This window comes from Cognatundibacterium griseum (genome assembly GCF_014284195.1).
In the GTDB taxonomy this organism is placed as follows: domain Bacteria; phylum Pseudomonadota; class Gammaproteobacteria; order Burkholderiales; family Burkholderiaceae_D; genus Undibacterium; species Undibacterium griseum.
On sequence record NZ_JACOGC010000005.1, the window covers coordinates 169,867 to 186,712 of the forward strand.

Here is a 16,846-nt window from a genome sequence, read left to right on the forward strand (position 1 = left end):
TTATTGCTTATAGTGTAACAGCAGAAACCTGTACGCCACAGTGATTACGGAGACAATGATGAGTCAGACCACATCCAGACAACAATTTATCGGCAAATTAAGTGCCAGCCTGAATCAGTTACGGGAAGAGGGCCTCTATAAGCCTGAGCGCGTTATTTCTTCCAGGCAAGGTGCCGTGGTGACCTGTGACGATGGCAGACAATTAATCAATCTCTGCGCCAACAATTACCTGGGACTTTCAGGCGATGAGTCCATGGTACAGGCCTCGATCGATGCCACCAGAGAATTCGGTTACGGATTATCCTCAGTCCGCTTCATCTGCGGCACCCAGACGGTCCACAAGCAGCTGGAGAAAGCGATTGCCGAATTTGTCGGCACAGAAGACTGCATTCTGTACGCAGCGGCATTTGATGCCAATGGTGGTGTTTTTGAACCGCTGTTTGACGAAAACGATGCCATCATTTCCGACGCACTGAACCATGCCTCGATTATCGATGGCATCCGTCTGTGCAAGGCAGCCCGTTACCGTTACGCGCACAACGATATGGCCGATCTGGAAACGCAGTTAAAGGCTGCTGCGGACAAGCGTCACCGTATCATCGTAACCGACGGTGTGTTTTCGATGGATGGCACCATTGCCCAGCTCGACCGCATCTGCGACCTGGCAGATCAGTATGATGCGCTGGTGATGATTGATGAATGTCATGCATCCGGCTTTATGGGCGCCACCGGCCGTGGAACACATGAACATCATAACGTTATGGGCAGGATCGACATCATCACCGGCACGCTGGGCAAAGCGCTCGGCGGCGCAATGGGCGGCTTTACCGCTGCACGCAAGGAAGTGATTGACACCCTGCGTCAGAAATCCCGTCCCTATCTGTTTTCGAATACGCTCGCACCCTCGATCACAGGCGCCTCCCTGTCCGTCCTGCAACGGCTCTCCGCATCCACAGAGCTGCGTGACCGGCTGCATGCCAATACCGCCCATTTCCGCCGTGAAATCGCCGCTCTGGGTTTCACGATCAAACCAGGAACGCATCCGGTCGTTCCCGTCATGCTGTTTGATGCGCCAGTCGCCCAGAAGTTTGCCGCACGCCTGTACGAACTGGGTGTTCTCGTTACCGGCTTTTTCTATCCGGTGGTGCCGATGGGGCAGGCGCGCGTCCGGGTTCAGCTTTCCGCAGCCCACAGCATTGAACAATTAAATACCGCGCTGGCAGCTTTCGCGCAGGCTGGCCGGGAACTCGGCCTGATTCGATAAATATAAGGAATAGAAATGGAAAAAATATTAGTCATTGGTGCTAACGGTCAGATTGGCAGCGAACTGGTGGAAGCGCTGGCATTGCAGCATGGTGCTGATCACGTGATTGCCGCAGACATCACCCCGGCAAGCCTGTACGATGCCAAAAATTATGTCGTCATCGATGTGCTCAACGCAGCCCGCCTGGCGGAAATCGTGCATCAATACCAGATTACCCAGGTCTACCAGCTCGCGGCCCTGCTGTCTGCGACCGGCGAACAGGCGCCGCTGAAAGCCTGGGATCTGAATATGAATGGTCTGCTGAACATACTGGAGCTGGCGCGCACCCGGGGCGAAGCCGGTCATCCACTGAAGGTATTCTGGCCGTCGTCGATTGCTGCGTTTGGCCCGAATACCCCGCCAGTCAACACCCCGCAGTACACCATCATGGATCCGTCCACCATCTACGGCATCAGCAAGCTGGCCGGCGAACGGCTGTGTGAATACTATGTCGAAAAATACGGTGTCGATGTGCGCAGCATCCGTTACCCGGGCATCATCAGCTACAAATCGCCACCGGGCGGCGGCACCACCGACTATGCGATTGCCATATTCCACGCCGCTTTGCGGGGAGAAACTTACGATTGCTTCCTCGCTCCGGAAACCACTCTGCCGATGATTTACATGCCAGATGCTATCCGCGCCACGATTTCACTGATGGATGCACCTGCCAGCCAGCTGACCGTACGTTCATCGTACAACGTCGCAGGTATCAGCTTTAATCCACGGGAATTAGCGCTGTCAATCAAACAAAATTTGCCCGCTTTTACCATACACTACACGCCTGACAGCCGCCAGGCGATTGCCGCCACCTGGCCTCAGAGCCTGGATGACAGCCAGGCCACAGCAGACTGGGGCTGGAAGGCAGAAATCACACTGGAGATGATGGTCAAAGACATGCTGAAAAACGTGCATGTTGGCCAGACTGAAGCTCCGGTAATGGCGGCATAACGACAATTACATCCGAGACAAAGAGGCAAAACGATGGACATGCGTGTATTCGATTTATTCAAAATAGGCATTGGTCCATCCAGTTCCCACACCGTCGGCCCCATGCTGGCAGCCCGCCGTTTCCTGCTGGAAGCAGGCAATCTGCATCAGGTCAGCAAGGTACAGGTCGCCTTGTACGGATCGCTGGCGCTGACTGGTCAGGGACATGCGACCGATCGCGCTGTGCTGCTCGGTTTAATGGGTGAAACCCCGCAGGATGTGGTACCGGAAAGCGTAGAGCAGAAACTGGCGCAGCTTGAGCAAACGCATCAGCTACGCCTGCTGGGCGAATACGCCGTTCCTTTCCATCCTGCCGAAGATATTTTGTGGTTTAAACAGGAAGTCTTGCCCGGCCACCCCAATGGCATGACGTTCATCCTGACCCGCCACGACGGACAAACTGAACGCCAGACTTTTTACTCTACCGGTGGCGGCTTTATTTATTCGGAAGAAGAACTGGCTCATCCGGAAAAACGGCATGCAGATCAGCAGAAACCGGTCCCATTTCCGTTTTCCACCATGGCGGATTTGCTGGCACATGGACAACGCACCGGACTTTCAGTCACCACCATGCTGCGCGCCAATGAAACCATTCATTGCAGTAACGACGAACTGAATGCAGGGCTGGATAAAATCTGGTCGGTCATGAAAGCCTGCATTTCACGCGGCCTGCAACAAAATGGCGAACTCCCCGGCGGATTGCACGTAAAACGCCGCGCAGCCGCTCTGTGGCGTGCTGCCAATGAAACTGCCGACGTACTGCCGCATGATGGCATGCACCGGGTCAGCCTGTATGCCATGGCCGTGAATGAAGAAAATGCTGCCGGCGGCAGAGTTGTCACCGCGCCGACCAATGGTGCTGCGGGCATCATTCCTGCTGTGCTCCGTTACTATGCGGAAGACTGTAAGCCTTCCAATCCGGAACAGGGTATTCGAAATTTCCTGCTCGCTGCATCGGCAATTGGCATGCTTTGCAAAAAGAATGCGTCGATTTCCGGTGCCGAAATCGGTTGTCAGGGAGAAGTCGGCGTCGCATGCGCGATGGCGGCAGCCGGGCTGACTGCGGCACTCGGCGGCTCAAATGAGCAGATCGAAGCAGCCGCCGAAATCGGCATCGAACATCATTTGGGCATGACCTGCGATCCGATCGGCGGTCTGGTACAAATTCCCTGCATAGAACGCAACGGCATGGGCGCAGTCAAAGCCATTACTGCCGCATCGCTGTCCTTACGCAGCGACGGCACCCATAAAGTCACGCTGGATGACGCGATCGAAACCATGCGTCAGACCGGTGCCGACATGCAGGCCAAATACAAGGAAACCTCTCTGGGTGGTCTGGCGGTTCATGTGGTCAGCGTGAATTACGCGGCCTGCTGAGTACAACACTTATTTGAAGCTCATTGCCGGTTTATTGTGGCTGTTTTCCGCCCGGCTTTCCGGCTTGCAGGGAAAAATTTCGCTCGCCTGCCCGCCACAGCAAAAAAGCCCAGCCACTGAGCATATCCGTCGTCGGGTCAGTCACACCGGCAGACTCCGGAGCCGTCCGCAGTAAAACAGGATGGCTTTTGTCTGCATTCAATAACTGCAGGGCAGCCGCCATTTTGGCTGACATCCATACAGGCGCCTGCCCCACTTCGCCTGTGGCGGAAAACAGCATTGCCGGATAAGCCACTCCCGATCGCAGCTGCTCATAAGGAGAATTCGCCAGACCGGCTGCATTGTCTGCCGGTTTCTGCGTGTTGCGCAAAGTTCCGTGATTTTCCGCCTTCTGCACTACCGCCACAGATTTTGCCTGACTAAGGCAATTTCTGACATGCATTGCGGCAAACAAGTCAGGACGGCGCAATGCTGCAAGCAAAATGGCATTGCGTCCACTGACCAGCTCCTGAGCCAGTAATGTTCCCGGTTGCACCAGATGCTCTTTTTGCAGCAGCTCGATTAACCGGATCACATCCGCTGCCGGATCATCCCTGACAGCCGGAGCAGCCCTCGTTGCCACGGCCGGAAACCACCGAAATACAAGCAGCGTTCCATAGCGCCTGACCCACTCAAGACGTGATGCTTCGTATGCCAGATCAGACGAATCTGCGCTGCCGTACTCCAGCTGCAACAGCGTCGGACCATGCGGTAGTTTGTCATCTGAAGGCGATGGATTCCGGCTAATCAGGGTTGCCCATAAAAGTCGTCCGTCCGCCGCCGTCACGGATAAGCGCCTTTCTGTGAATGGCAAGGGTATGAATGTTTTCTGCGCAGAAAACGGCAGAATTTCCCCCTGCGCCGAAACCCGGTAAGCGGATGGCGCAACCGATGCCGATTCAAGCACAAAGCTGGCTCCGCTTTTTGATATTACCGCCTGCAACCGGCTTAATTTCCCTTGAAACGGCAGCATCACTTCTTTGATATTTTTTCCGTTCAATGCGGACTGCATGAGTTTATCTACGCCCCCGCTACGAGCATGCCAATACAAGCCATTCGCAGCGACTGCCAGCTCCACGACCTGACTCTTGCCAGTTTCAACAGCCAGCTTTGCCCTGCTCAACTGCGGAGCTTTCGGGTCTATTCTTAAAATACTGCCTTGCGGATTTTTTTTGACAGACAATGCGTACCAGCCATCCGCTGTCAGCATCACCTGCCGGACACGATCGCCAAACGTTGCCAATTGCTTCCATCGCGTACTGAGACCATTCATGTCACTGTTTCTGACATAAAAATAACTGCGCTCAGCTAATCCCGGTTGCTGCAATTCCAGCAGGACAACCGCCGCATCAGGAGAGAATTGCAATCGGTAACTGCTACCTGGCACAATTCTGAGTTTATTTTTTCCGGGGAAAATGTTCTGGTCCCGCGTCACTGCCTGCCCAAGCAAATGTTGCCGGACTTCAGTTTTCACTTTACCGCCAGCCTGATTCCAGCGCGCATAAATAACTCCCTGACCATCAGAACGCCAGGTCACTGCGGGCAACATGCCGTCCACATCGTTCAGCACATCCTGCATCAGTCCGCCGCCATCGGTCTGAATAAAGCGCAGTTTGCTGATCAGCGTATTTTTGCTATCCGTCAGTAAAAACGCCAGTTTATTTTTATCAGCAGAAACAAAGAATTGGCCGATACGCTCGCCCTGACCGGTCACATACCAGACCTTTTCGGTTCCCAGTGTTTTATCACGCTGCAGAATGCGCGTATTGCCATCACTTCCCGTCAGGGTGTAAACCTGCAGCACCTTCGAGTCCAGCCAGACCGCATCCGGCTCCAGCGGAGTATCCTCCTCACGCATGGCAACCGGTGAAGAAATCGGTTCGGGCTTCGCAATCAGGCCCAGTATGTTTTCGGTGATCGCGTTTTGCCTGGACAACCAGGACCGGATCACAGGATCAGACGTATTTTCCAGCAAACGTAAAGGATCTGCCACATAGTCAGCCCCGGCCTTGCGCTCTTCAGCATCACGTGGCACTGGCGGGTAATCGCCCCATACCTGTATCTGGGCATGCACCGGGGCAGCCCAAAGCAAGAGAAACAGAAAATAAGTTAGTCCTGTCGCGCAGGTTGCCAAGCTGTCGCTACGGTTCGCAAGGCAAAAAAAATGATCATTTTTATTATTTTGCATTCAACCGTCCAGTCTCTGTTTCCTGAATTTCATCCTCCGCATTCTGCATTTCGTCGCAATCCGGTGGCAGCAATACGCAAGCTTATCTACAGTGCAAGCATCGTAACCACCAATGAGGAGAATCATCATGAAATCACTCAATCGTTCTGACAAAAGTATCTTAACCATCGCTATATTTGCTGCTACCATAGTGGTTGGAGCCGCTTTTCAGCACCCGACTGAAACCGCTCTGACTGTCCCTACCGTCACCATAGCAGCCCAGCGAATGACGGAGCAAGAAAAAATCGCTTACGACTTCGCGCAATCAGGCACAACAGTGCAAACCGTGCTGATTCAGGGAAAACGATTGAATGCAGAAGAAAAAATTGCATTTGATCAACAAGATCGGCAAATCCGGCAAGCAAAAGCAAGAGCACAGAAAAAAGCAGCGTTGCTCGTATAACAAGCACCATCAGGCCATAGATGGTGATATATTTACCAAAGATTGAGTTTTATTGTCCGGAATCAAAGAAAGTTTGTCTCACATTTCTCATAGCAGGCAATCATGTTAAAAAAATCATTACTTCCCGGTTTGCTTTTCATCACGACATTAGCTGGTGTTAGCGTCTGCAATGCAGGGCTGGCGATGACTTCGGCATCGCTTCCACAGACTCAGCAAGACCGGAGCACGGTGGATACTGCTGTTGAAACCGTATCAGCCAGTGCCAACGCACAAATCCAGACACAGCTGGATCGTAGCGGTGTTGATCGCGCTTCTGTTCATTTGCAGCTGTTGCAACAATCAAATTCGCATTTCTCGGAAATAGTTTCCCCTAAAAAACCGGGTGTCTATGACAAGAAAGCGCAGATCAAAGCCCCAAGCAACTCCTGAGCAGGTCACATCTCCAGAACCGGTGATGATGCCTACCTGAACCGTTGTACCGGCTACAAGGCAGCCCGGTCAATCCGCTTGCTCAGAATCACTGAAGTGGAAGTCTGACGCACACCATCCATCGCGCCGATATGATCCAGCAACCGGTCCAGCGTATCGGTCGTATCACAGCGCAATGTCAGCATATAGTCAATCGCACCGCTCACCGCGCACAAGGTTTCCGTTTCCGGCAAATGCTGCAGATATCTGATCAAAGCTGCCGCATAACGTGCCTCGACCGATAACCCCACATACGCCCGCACTGCTGGCTGAACGACTTTCTGATTCAGTTTGACACCATAACCGGCAATCACGCCCCGCCTTTCCAAGGCAGCAATCCTTGCAATCACCGTTGTGCGTGCAACACCGACCTGCTTTGCAATCGTCGTCACGGGTAGCCTGGCATCATCCATCAGCAATGCCAGCACCTTATTATCAATTTCATCAAGTTCTGGTTTCATATGTCATTTCATATTTATACATCGTCACATTGTATTAAATAATGGCATATTGACGATAATTTAGAGACTATTATCTGACAAAATTTACATCTAGACTTTCTCCAGCGACTTTTAATCCACAAAAATTACCTGGAGACAATCATGACAACCAAACTCATCCTGCTGGGTGCAGGAAAAATCGGCGATGCCATTCTGAACCTGCTCTCCCACACCGGTGATTACGACATCACGGTCGCCGACCGCGATCCGGAGCGCCTGAAATATGTGGCGCAGGCCAACTTCCCCAATACCCGCATCGTGCAGGCAGATCTCGGGGACCAGGCAGCCGTTACCCGCTTAATTCAGGGGCATCAGGTAACACTGTCTGCCTGCCCTTATTTTCTGACGCCCGTGATTGCCGGCGCGGCGAGAGCAGCGCATTCCCATTACTTCGATCTGACCGAAGACGTTGAAAGCACCCGCATCGTCAAACAGCTGGCGGAAGGCGCTGATTGCGCCTTCGTTCCCCAGTGCGGGCTCGCCCCCGGCTTCATCTCTATCGTTGCCAATGATGTCGCCAGCCGCTTTGATTCCTTGCGCGACGTCAGCATGCGTGTCGGCGCGTTGCCGACCTTCCCGAATAACGCCCTGAAATACAATCTGACCTGGAGTACAGACGGCCTGATCAATGAATACTGCAATCCGTGCGAAGCCATTGTCGACGGGGAATTGCGCGAAACAGCAGCCCTTGAAGAAATCGAGCACTTCTCTCTGGACGGTATCGATTACGAAGCCTTCAATACCTCCGGCGGTCTGGGGACGCTGTGTGAAAGTCTGAAAGGTAAGGTGCAAAACCTGAATTACAAAACTGTCCGTTATCCGGGGCACCGTGATATCGTCAAAATGCTGATCCGCGATCTCGAACTGGGCAAACTGGAACGCCGCCCGATTTTGAAAGATGTTCTGGAAACCTCCATTCCGATGACCAAGCAGGATGTAGTGCTGGTATTTGTCAGCGTCGTCGGAACCCGCAATGGCAGGCTGGAGCAGGAATCCTATGCTAAAAAAATCTATGCGCAGCATGTGAACGGGCAATTGCTGTCTGCGATTCAGCTCACAACAGCATCTGGTATCTGTACCATGGTGGATCTGGTTGTCAGCGGTAAATTGCCGCAACATGGCCTGGTCAGGCAAGAGCAGACCCGTCTGACTGACTTCCTGAGCAACCGCTTCGGCAAATACTATGCTGTCTGACAGTAACTGATGCTGAATCTGTCACATCACTGATTTTTCAGGTACGCCGTCCGCATCCGGATTGACGACACTTGTTGCAATCCTTGCGATACCGTACCTGATCGTCATAACCCCATACCGGATTTTGTTTTTCTGCTGAGCAGGCTAAGATTTCCGGCACAAACTGAGCGAGATTTACCATGGCAATTTCTTCGATTGACAACCTACTCGGCAAACTTGGCGTCACACTTGATGGTTACGCAGGAAGCGATATACCCAGCATCTCACCGATTGATGGAAAACTACTCGCCAGCCTGAAAGCTGACAGCAGCGAAGTCATTGAACATCGCATTCATGAAGCTCATCAAGCCTATCTGGCATGGCGGACTGTTCCGGCCCCACGGCGCGGGGAGCTGATCCGGCTGTTCGGTGAAGAATTACGTACACACAAACAGGAACTGGGACAGCTGGTCACACTGGAAGCAGGAAAAATTCTGCAGGAAGGCCTCGGCGAAGTTCAGGAGATGATCGATATTTGCGATTTTGCAGTGGGTCTGTCCCGTCAGCTTTACGGCCTGACAATTGCATCCGAACGTCCCGGACACCGGATGATGGAGCAATGGCATCCTGCCGGTGTTGTCGGCATCATTTCAGCATTCAATTTTCCTGTTGCGGTCTGGGCATGGAATGCAGCACTGGCCATCGTCTGCGGAGATAGTGTGATCTGGAAGCCTTCAGAAAAAACACCGCTGACTGCCATCGCGACTCAGGCACTATTCCTGAAAGCTGTACAGCGCTTCGGGAACGACGCGCCGGCCGCTCTTGCGCAATTGATTATTGGTGGACGCGACAGCGGCGCACAAATGGTGGCTGATCACAGAATTGCACTGGTTAGCGCCACTGGCAGTACGCGTATGGGCAAACAAGTCGCCGAGGTCTGTGCCAAACGTCTGGCACGCAGCATTCTTGAGCTGGGCGGCAATAACGCGATGATTGTCGCACCAAGCGCCGATCTGGAAATGGCGGTACGCGCCATTACTTTCTCCGCAGTAGGCACTGCAGGTCAGCGCTGCACCACCCTGCGCCGCCTGTTTGTCCATCAGAGCATCTACGACACGCTGGTACCACGTCTGAAAAAAATCTACGAAGGTCTGCCGATTGGCAATCCACTTAATCCCGGCACACTGGTTGGACCGCTCATTGATGAAGCTGCCTTTGACAACCTGCAAAAAACCTTAGCTCAGGCCCTCAGCCAGGGTGCAAACATCAGCGGCGGTCATCGTGTCGACGTGGCAGGTTACGAAAAAGGTTTCTACGTCCGCCCGGCAATTGCGGAACTCGGCGCACCGACCGATATAATGCAACACGAAACCTTTGCGCCATTGATGTATATCGTCCCTTACAGCGACCTCCGGCAGGCTATCCACTGGAATAACGATGTGCCGCAAGGCTTGTCTTCTTCGATCTTCACGACCGACATGCGCGAAGCCGAGCTGTTCGTTTCAGCCGCTGGCAGCGACTGCGGCATTGCCAATGTCAACATCGGCCCCTCCGGTGCGGAAATCGGCGGTGCGTTCGGCGGCGAAAAGGAAACTGGCGGCGGGCGTGAATCCGGCTCTGATGCATGGAAAGCGTATATGCGCCGAACAACGAACACATTCAACTACAGCCATTCTTTACCGCTGGCGCAAGGCATCAGCTTCGATATCTGATCCTGCACATCAACGCATTGATTCGTCTCCCCTTCCTTCACCGGAAGGGTTTTTTATTTCCTGAAAGCATTAAAAAAAATTTAACAACTGTTGACATAAGTCTTTCCATAAAACCATCTTTCCCAAAAGCACAGGACTTATAATGACGCTGTCATCTGCCTTCCCTCAAAAGAATTCAATCAGGGCGAGCAATAACAAATCAGAATAACGACCATATTCCAATCTCAGCCAGATTTCCTGTCAGACTTCATTGATGATGCTCTCTGCTCTTTTTCGCCTGCTGTTGTTGTATTTGCTGTGTGCTCCGCTCACGCTCTGCGCACAAGAAACACAAATCGTCCGGTACCCCAGACAGTCAATGGATGCCGACCCCAACGGCAAGTACATTATGCGATTGCTGTCAGAATCTCTCGCGCTGAACAACCAGCATTACGAGTTAATTCCCAGCAAAGATCCTATGCAGCAAGCGCGCGCCATCTACGAGATGACGTCAGGAGTGGGTTCCATTGATGTGATGTGGACAGTTACCACCGATGAGCGCGAGAAACAACTGATCCCGATCCGGATTCCGATCGACAAAGGTCTTTTCGGCTGGAGGCTGGCACTTGTCGTTAATCCGAAACTGTTGCATCAGGTCAAATCTCTTGATGACCTCAAAAAATTTTCTGCCGGCCAGGGTTTTGACTGGCCGGATGTTGGCATCCTGCGTCAAAATGGTCTGACAGTAATGACCGCTACTGCGTATGAACCGCTGTTTTTTATGTTGCGTGCCAGACGTTTCGACTACTTCCCGCGATCAATGCTGGAAATTCAGCAAGAACTGGATACTTACCGATCTATCGGTCTGCATATCGATAATGCGATCGCACTGCATTACCCCACCGCCCTGTATTTTTTTGTTTCCCCCAGAAAACCGGATGTAGCCAAAGCGTTGCAGCAAGGGTTAGAGAAAATGCTGAAAAATGGCCAGTTTGAAAAATTGTTCCAGCAATATCTCGGCTCAACCATCCAAAAAGCCAGGATGCGCAATCGAACCGTCATTGAACTCAATAACCCCCTGCTGAAAGCAGAATCCTTACCATTAGACCGGAACGAACTCTGGTACCACCCCTGACCCTCAGCCCATAGACGGGCATTACCTGACAAAATTGCTCAAGTTTGCTATACTTGATAAAAATGCTCAACAACTCAGGGCATTCAGTTTATTGCGCCTCCCCCGACATACCGGAGCTTATTGTATGCGCCTTACGACCAAAGGACGTTTTGCCGTCACCGCCATGATTGATCTGGCTCTCCGCCAGGATCAGGGGCCTGTCACGCTCGCCGGTATCAGCCAGCGTCAGGATATTTCCCTGTCTTATCTTGAGCAGCTGTTCGGCAAACTGCGCCGCCATGAAATTGTCGAGTCTGTGCGCGGCCCCGGAGGCGGCTATAATCTGGCCCGGAAAGCACAGTATGTCACCGTCGCAGACATCATCATTGCGGTCGATGAACCGCTGGATGCCACACAATGCGGCGGCAAAGGCAACTGTCACGGCAGCGATCATGCCAACGGTCTGCACTGCATGACCCACGATTTATGGGCGACGCTGAACGCCAAAATGGTCGATTATCTGGACTCTGTTTCCCTACAGGATCTGGTCAATCAGCAAAAACAGAAAAACCTGGAAAACCACGTCGTGGTCATGCATAACAGTCATGCAAACCACACTGCCTCTTGAATATTGGAGTCCCGAATGAATGCCCCACTGGAACAAAGCCTGCTGGACACACTGAAGTCACCGCATTTTCCGATTTACATGGATTACTCGGCCACAACACCGGTTGATCCGCGTGTCGCCGACAAGATGATTCCGTTTTTGCGGGCTCAGTTTGGCAACCCTGCTTCCCGCAGTCACATGTATGGATGGGACGCTGAAGCTGCCGTCGAAGAAGCGCGCGCCAATGTTGCGGCACTGGTCAATGCCGATCCCCGTGAAATTATCTGGACGTCCGGCGCAACAGAAAGCAACAACCTGGCATTAAAAGGTGCTGCAAATTTCTACAAAGCCAAGGGCAAGCACATCATCACGGTCAAAACCGAACACAAGGCTGTGCTCGATACCGTACGCGAACTGGAACGTCAAGGCTTTGAGGCAACCTATCTGCAACCGCAAGACAACGGGCTGATTACGCTGCAACAACTGAAAGATGCGATTCGTCCAGATACGATTCTGGTATCAGTCATGTGGGTTAACAATGAAATTGGTGTGGTGCAACCCATCGCTGAAATCGGCGAATTGTGCCGAGAAAAAGGAATCGTGTTTCACTCTGACGCTGCGCAGGCGACTGGCAAAGTCGAGATTGATCTCGAAAAAGTCAAAGTCGACCTGGTTTCTTTTTCTGCGCACAAAAGCTACGGTCCGAAAGGTATTGGCGCGCTCTACATCCGCCGCAAGCCACGGGTTCGCCTGGAAGCGCAGATGCACGGCGGTGGCCATGAGCGGGGATTCCGCTCCGGTACGCTGGCACCGCATCAATGCGTCGGCATGGGTGAGGCATTCCGTCTCGCAAAAGAAGAAATGACCAGCGAATTAACGCATATCCGCGCAATGCGCGACCGCCTCGCCAAAGGCTTGCAGGAAATCGAGGAAACCTATGTCAACGGCGACATGGAACACCGCGTGCCGCACAACCTCAACGTAAGCTTCAACTACGTAGAGGGTGAATCGCTGATCATGGCAGTCAAGGATATCGCCGTTTCATCCGGTTCGGCCTGCACCTCGGCAAGCCTTGAACCATCGTATGTGTTACGTGCACTGGGCCGCAGCGACGAATTGGCGCACAGTTCAATCCGTTTTACTATCGGTCGCTTCACTACTGAAGAAGACATTGATTTCGCAATCAATCTGCTGAAATCAAAGGTAGGAAAATTGCGCGAACTATCTCCACTGTGGGATATGTACAAAGACGGTATCGATATCTCGACGATACAGTGGGCAGCCCACTAAACGACGGACATCGGCCGCAATGAATGCGGCCTAACGAACAGACGGAGGAACATCATCATGGCTTACTCAGATAAAGTTTTAGATCACTACGAAAACCCGCGTAACGTAGGCGCTTTTGAAAAAGGCGACGACAGTGTCGGAACCGGCATGGTCGGCGCACCAGCCTGCGGCGACGTCATGAAATTGCAGATCAAGGTTGGCGCTGACGGCGTGATTGAAGATGCCAAATTCAAAACCTATGGTTGCGGCTCAGCCATTGCCTCATCCTCACTGGTGACAGAATGGGTGAAAGGCAAAACTCTGGATCAGGCACTCGAAATCAAAAACACGGCAATTGCAGAAGAACTGGCTTTGCCGCCAGTAAAAATCCACTGCTCGATTTTGGCTGAAGATGCCATTAAAGCTGCCGTGCTGGACTACAAAAACAAGCACAATGCAGGCTAAGAGCGACAGAGGGACTGATTAAGGCAGTAAAGGCAGAGACATCATGGCAATCACACTCACAGAAAAAGCAGCAAAACACGTCACCCGTTACATGGAGCGCCGCGGCAAAGGTATCGGACTGCGGTTCGGCGTGCGCACGACTGGCTGTTCAGGCATGGCGTACAAGCTGGAATATGTGGATGAAATCGGCAGTGATGATCAGGTATTTGAATCGCATGGCGTCAAAGTGTTTGTGGACCCGAAAAGCCTTCCTTATATTGACGGCACAGAACTTGATTTTGCACGTGAAGGTCTGAACGAAGGCTTTAAATTCTACAATCCAAATGTCAAGGATGAATGCGGTTGCGGTGAAAGTTTCCGCATTTAATTCTGCGAAAATCAGCAATGCAAAATCACTTCGAATTATTCCAGCTGCCGGTACAGTTTACTCTTGACACGGACCGGCTCAACGCGGCCTATCGCGAGGTGCAGAATCAGGTTCATCCAGATAAGTTTGTTCAGGCTACCGACGCAGAAAAACGGATCGCCATGCAATGGGCTACCCGCGCCAATGAAGCCTATCAGACACTGAAAAAACCACTCAGGCGCGCGACCTATCTGTGTGAATTGCATGGCGTGAATTTGCAAAGCGAATCCAATACCAGCATGCCCGCAGAGTTTCTGATGCAGCAAATGGAATGGCGCGAGGCTTTTGAAGAAGCACGTCACCTGAACGATATGCATGCATTAATGGAGCTGGAAACCATATTGCACGATGCGCTCAAAACACAACTGCAGCAGGTCGCCAGTGCGCTGAACAATCAAGACTTCGCAACAGCATCACAACACATTCGCTCCTGCATGTTTCTGGAAAAATTCATCGCCGATATTGCCGCTTTAGAAGAATAGTATCGACGCCCGTTAAATTCGCACATTTTGTGTGCTAACCGGATGGATCAACCATCCCCGACATCATCATCATGGCATTACTGCAGATTTCCGAACCCGGCATGTCCACCGCCCCTCACCAGCACAGACTGGCAGTCGGCATCGATCTCGGCACCACCAATTCGCTGGTTGCCACCGTTCGTAATAGCATTCCCGAAGTATTAAATGACGAAGAAGGCCGCCCGCTGTTGCCATCAGTCGTGCGCTATTTGCCAAACGGTCATGCGCATATCGGTTTCAAAGCACAGGCCGAACAGAGTAATGACCCTAAAAACACGATTGTGTCGGTCAAACGCTTTATGGGACGCGGCCTGAAAGATATTGCTTACGCTGAAAATCTTCCCTACGATTTTCACGACGAGCCTGGCATGGTAAAACTGAAAACCATCGCTGGAATTAAAAGCCCGGTCGAAGTATCCGCCCAGATTCTGGCAACCTTACGCCAGCAGGCAGAAGATGCTCTGGGCGATGATCTGGTGGGCGCCGTCATCACCGTGCCCGCCTATTTCGATGATGCACAGCGTCAGGCCACCAAAGATGCGGCCAAACTGGCCGGGCTTAACGTGTTACGGCTGCTGAATGAACCAACCGCTGCCGCCATTGCCTACGGCCTCGACAATGCTTCGGAAGGCACTTACGCCGTATACGATCTGGGTGGCGGCACTTTTGACATCTCCGTTCTGCGCATGAGCAAAGGCGTGTTTGAGGTCCTTTCTACCGGCGGTGATTCCGCGCTTGGTGGCGACGACTTTGATCACCGTCTGTTTTGCTGGATTTTACAGGAAGCAAAGCTGGCGCCCTTGTCCCACGAGGACACCAGCCTGCTGATGGTGAAAGCACGCGAAGCCAAGGAAATTCTCTCCAGTAAGCCACATACCTATATTGATGCCAAACTGAACTCTGGTGAGAGCGTTCATCTTCAGATTCATGCCACGCAGTTTGCAGAGATGACGCAGAATCTGGTTTTAAAAACCATCACCCCATGTCGGAAAGCCTTGCGCGATGCCGGTCTGTCAGCGGACGATATCGACGGTGTAGTGCTGGTTGGCGGTGCAACCCGCATGCCGCACGTACGTAAAGCTGTCGGCGAATTCTTCCAGACCACGCCACTTGCCAATATCGATCCGGACAAAGTCGTAGCACTTGGCGCTGCCATTCAGGCAAATCTGTTGGCAGGAAACCGAGCGCCGGGAGATGACTGGCTGCTGCTCGACGTCATTCCACTGTCTCTGGGAGTGGAAACCATGGGTGGCCTGGCTGAAAAAGTCATCCCGCGCAACTCCACGATTCCCTGCGCCCGGGCCCAGGAATTCACGACCTTCAAAGACGGCCAGACTGCAATGGCGATTCACGTCGTACAGGGAGAGCGCGAACTGGTCAGCGACTGCCGGTCTCTGGCACGCTTTGAATTGCGCGGCATTCCGCCAATGGCGGCAGGTGCGGCGCGCATTCGCATCACCTATCAGGTCGATGCGGATGGATTGCTTTCTGTCTCAGCGCGCGAATTACGTTCCGGTGTAGAAGCTGCGGTGACCGTGAAACCATCATATGGACTGGCAGACGAAGACATCACCCGCATGCTGCAAGACTCATTCTCGTCAGCGGACAGCGATATGCAACAAAGAGCATTACGCGAAGAACTCGTGGAAGCAGAAAGAATTCTGCTCGCTACCCAGTCTGCGCTGGATGCTGACCGGCATCTGATCAACGATGCTGAAAATACCGTGATTCAGACACTAATGCATCAGGTCAGGGAGTTAATGCAGCAACAAGATCATCAGGCTCTGCACCATGCGATCAGCACGCTGGCGCAAGGCACCGAAGAATTTGCGGCTCGACGCATGGACCAGAGCGTACGCCATGCCCTGGCTGGAAAAAAACTGGATGAAATCGCCTGAACGGCATACTATTTTTGAATCGAGGCCTACTATGCCACAAGTTATCGTTTTACCGCACGCACAACTTTGCCCGGAGGGGACTGTGCTTGATGTTCCGGAAGGTAAGTCTCTGTGTGAGGCATTGGTTGAAAATGATGTGGAAATTGAACACGCCTGCGAAATGTCCTGTGCCTGCACTACCTGTCACGTCATCATTCGCGAAGGCTTTCAGTCATTAAATTCTTCCAGCGATGATGAGGAAGACTTGCTGGATGCAGCATGGGGGCTGGAATCAACTTCCCGCCTGTCCTGCCAGGTAAAATTGGGCAAACAGGATATTACGATTGAAATTCCTAAATACACGATCAATCACGCACGGGAAAATCACTGACCAACAACCTCTCTCCGGTCAGTCA

General features: G+C 52.5%; 17 protein-coding genes. 15 read left to right on the plus strand and 2 right to left on the minus strand.

The features are described 5' to 3' along the window. Nucleotides 1-58 precede the first annotated feature (58 nt). Genes kbl through H8K27_RS13125 form a run of 3 tightly spaced genes read left to right on the plus strand, consistent with a single transcriptional unit; the run spans nt 59 to nt 3,670 of the window. Complete coding sequence (gene kbl / locus H8K27_RS13115) at nt 59-1,264, plus strand: glycine C-acetyltransferase (RefSeq protein WP_230419347.1); 1,206 nt, start codon at nt 59-61, stop codon at nt 1,262-1,264. 15 nt (nt 1,265-1,279) lie between these two features. Continuing rightward, on the plus strand, nt 1,280-2,254 hold the full coding sequence (locus H8K27_RS13120; protein ID WP_186863627.1) for an NAD-dependent epimerase/dehydratase family protein: 975 nt from the start codon (nt 1,280-1,282) through the stop codon (nt 2,252-2,254). A 33-nt stretch (nt 2,255-2,287) separates the two neighbouring features. Next, nucleotides 2,288-3,670 carry an L-serine ammonia-lyase gene (locus tag H8K27_RS13125; RefSeq protein ID WP_186863628.1) on the plus strand — a complete coding sequence of 461 codons (1,383 nt, stop codon included), beginning with the start codon at nt 2,288-2,290 and terminating at the stop codon, nt 3,668-3,670. 31 nt (nt 3,671-3,701) lie between these two features. Here H8K27_RS13125 and H8K27_RS13130 read toward each other — a convergent pair whose 3' ends face one another. Next, a complete protein-coding gene (locus H8K27_RS13130; protein ID WP_186863629.1) occupies nt 3,702-5,897 on the minus strand; it encodes a prolyl oligopeptidase family protein in 2,196 nt (731 codons plus the stop codon). A gap of 127 nt (nt 5,898-6,024) precedes the next feature. Here H8K27_RS13130 and H8K27_RS13135 point away from each other — a divergent pair, with 127 nt between their 5' ends. Further along, on the plus strand, nt 6,025-6,339 hold the full coding sequence (locus H8K27_RS13135; protein WP_186863630.1) for a hypothetical protein: 315 nt from the start codon (nt 6,025-6,027) through the stop codon (nt 6,337-6,339). A 102-nt stretch (nt 6,340-6,441) separates the two neighbouring features. Continuing rightward, nucleotides 6,442-6,768: a hypothetical protein gene (locus tag H8K27_RS13140; protein WP_176803707.1), complete on the plus strand. Its 327-nt coding sequence runs from the start codon at nt 6,442-6,444 to the stop codon at nt 6,766-6,768. 53 nt (nt 6,769-6,821) lie between these two features. Here the strand turns inward: H8K27_RS13140 and H8K27_RS13145 are convergent, their stop codons facing one another. Continuing rightward, nucleotides 6,822-7,268, minus strand: a complete 447-nt coding sequence (locus H8K27_RS13145; protein WP_186863631.1) for an Lrp/AsnC family transcriptional regulator — start codon at nt 7,266-7,268, stop codon at nt 6,822-6,824. 141 nt (nt 7,269-7,409) lie between these two features. Here H8K27_RS13145 and H8K27_RS13150 point away from each other — a divergent pair, with 141 nt between their 5' ends. The 10 genes from H8K27_RS13150 (at nt 7,410) to fdx (ending at nt 16,821) form a co-directional block, all read left to right on the plus strand. Beyond that, nucleotides 7,410-8,501, plus strand: coding sequence for a saccharopine dehydrogenase family protein (locus H8K27_RS13150; RefSeq protein WP_186863632.1), 1,092 nt, complete (start codon nt 7,410-7,412; stop codon nt 8,499-8,501). Between the two features lie 179 nt (nt 8,502-8,680). Continuing rightward, a complete protein-coding gene (gene amaB / locus H8K27_RS13155; RefSeq protein WP_186863633.1) occupies nt 8,681-10,192 on the plus strand; it encodes an L-piperidine-6-carboxylate dehydrogenase in 1,512 nt (503 codons plus the stop codon). A gap of 388 nt (nt 10,193-10,580) precedes the next feature. Continuing rightward, nucleotides 10,581-11,306 carry a substrate-binding periplasmic protein gene (locus tag H8K27_RS13160; RefSeq protein ID WP_186863634.1) on the plus strand — a complete coding sequence of 242 codons (726 nt, stop codon included), beginning with the start codon at nt 10,581-10,583 and terminating at the stop codon, nt 11,304-11,306. A gap of 124 nt (nt 11,307-11,430) precedes the next feature. After that, on the plus strand, nt 11,431-11,913 hold the full coding sequence (iscR, locus tag H8K27_RS13165) for a Fe-S cluster assembly transcriptional regulator IscR (protein WP_186863635.1): 483 nt from the start codon (nt 11,431-11,433) through the stop codon (nt 11,911-11,913). 15 nt (nt 11,914-11,928) lie between these two features. Next, the gene (locus H8K27_RS13170; RefSeq protein WP_186863636.1) at nt 11,929-13,182 is read left to right on the plus strand and encodes an IscS subfamily cysteine desulfurase; all 1,254 of its coding nucleotides are present in this window, start codon (nt 11,929-11,931) and stop codon (nt 13,180-13,182) included. Nucleotides 13,183-13,239: 57 nt separating this feature from the next. Further along, a complete protein-coding gene (gene iscU / locus H8K27_RS13175; RefSeq protein ID WP_186863637.1) occupies nt 13,240-13,626 on the plus strand; it encodes a Fe-S cluster assembly scaffold IscU in 387 nt (128 codons plus the stop codon). A 43-nt stretch (nt 13,627-13,669) separates the two neighbouring features. Continuing rightward, nucleotides 13,670-13,993, plus strand: a complete 324-nt coding sequence (gene iscA, locus H8K27_RS13180) for an iron-sulfur cluster assembly protein IscA (protein WP_176803699.1) — start codon at nt 13,670-13,672, stop codon at nt 13,991-13,993. A gap of 17 nt (nt 13,994-14,010) precedes the next feature. Further along, nucleotides 14,011-14,514, plus strand: a complete 504-nt coding sequence (gene hscB / locus H8K27_RS13185; protein ID WP_186863638.1) for a Fe-S protein assembly co-chaperone HscB — start codon at nt 14,011-14,013, stop codon at nt 14,512-14,514. Nucleotides 14,515-14,585: 71 nt separating this feature from the next. Further along, nucleotides 14,586-16,451: a Fe-S protein assembly chaperone HscA gene (hscA, locus tag H8K27_RS13190; RefSeq protein WP_186863639.1), complete on the plus strand. Its 1,866-nt coding sequence runs from the start codon at nt 14,586-14,588 to the stop codon at nt 16,449-16,451. 31 nt (nt 16,452-16,482) lie between these two features. Beyond that, a complete protein-coding gene (fdx, locus tag H8K27_RS13195; protein ID WP_186863640.1) occupies nt 16,483-16,821 on the plus strand; it encodes an ISC system 2Fe-2S type ferredoxin in 339 nt (112 codons plus the stop codon). The last annotated feature ends 25 nt before the right edge of the window (nt 16,822-16,846 follow it).

What these genes read in the sequence shown, in the direction of transcription:
- H8K27_RS13170 (WP_186863636.1), top strand. Translation starts at nt 11,929, where the DNA reads ATGAATGCCCCACTGGAACAAAGCCTGCTGGACACACTGAAGTCACCG.
- H8K27_RS13140 (WP_176803707.1), top strand. Translation starts at nt 6,442, where the DNA reads ATGTTAAAAAAATCATTACTTCCCGGTTTGCTTTTCATCACGACATTA.
- iscR (WP_186863635.1), top strand. Translation starts at nt 11,431, where the DNA reads ATGCGCCTTACGACCAAAGGACGTTTTGCCGTCACCGCCATGATTGAT.
- H8K27_RS13135 (WP_186863630.1), top strand. Translation starts at nt 6,025, where the DNA reads ATGAAATCACTCAATCGTTCTGACAAAAGTATCTTAACCATCGCTATA.
- H8K27_RS13145 (WP_186863631.1), bottom strand. Translation starts at nt 7,268, where the DNA reads ATGAAACCAGAACTTGATGAAATTGATAATAAGGTGCTGGCATTGCTG.
- fdx (WP_186863640.1), top strand. Translation starts at nt 16,483, where the DNA reads ATGCCACAAGTTATCGTTTTACCGCACGCACAACTTTGCCCGGAGGGG.
- H8K27_RS13125 (WP_186863628.1), top strand. Translation starts at nt 2,288, where the DNA reads ATGGACATGCGTGTATTCGATTTATTCAAAATAGGCATTGGTCCATCC.
- hscA (WP_186863639.1), top strand. Translation starts at nt 14,586, where the DNA reads ATGGCATTACTGCAGATTTCCGAACCCGGCATGTCCACCGCCCCTCAC.
- iscU (WP_186863637.1), top strand. Translation starts at nt 13,240, where the DNA reads ATGGCTTACTCAGATAAAGTTTTAGATCACTACGAAAACCCGCGTAAC.
- H8K27_RS13150 (WP_186863632.1), top strand. Translation starts at nt 7,410, where the DNA reads ATGACAACCAAACTCATCCTGCTGGGTGCAGGAAAAATCGGCGATGCC.
- hscB (WP_186863638.1), top strand. Translation starts at nt 14,011, where the DNA reads ATGCAAAATCACTTCGAATTATTCCAGCTGCCGGTACAGTTTACTCTT.
- H8K27_RS13130 (WP_186863629.1), bottom strand. Translation starts at nt 5,897, where the DNA reads ATGCAAAATAATAAAAATGATCATTTTTTTTGCCTTGCGAACCGTAGC.
- amaB (WP_186863633.1), top strand. Translation starts at nt 8,681, where the DNA reads ATGGCAATTTCTTCGATTGACAACCTACTCGGCAAACTTGGCGTCACA.
- H8K27_RS13120 (WP_186863627.1), top strand. Translation starts at nt 1,280, where the DNA reads ATGGAAAAAATATTAGTCATTGGTGCTAACGGTCAGATTGGCAGCGAA.
- kbl (WP_230419347.1), top strand. Translation starts at nt 59, where the DNA reads ATGAGTCAGACCACATCCAGACAACAATTTATCGGCAAATTAAGTGCC.
- H8K27_RS13160 (WP_186863634.1), top strand. Translation starts at nt 10,581, where the DNA reads ATGCGATTGCTGTCAGAATCTCTCGCGCTGAACAACCAGCATTACGAG.
- iscA (WP_176803699.1), top strand. Translation starts at nt 13,670, where the DNA reads ATGGCAATCACACTCACAGAAAAAGCAGCAAAACACGTCACCCGTTAC.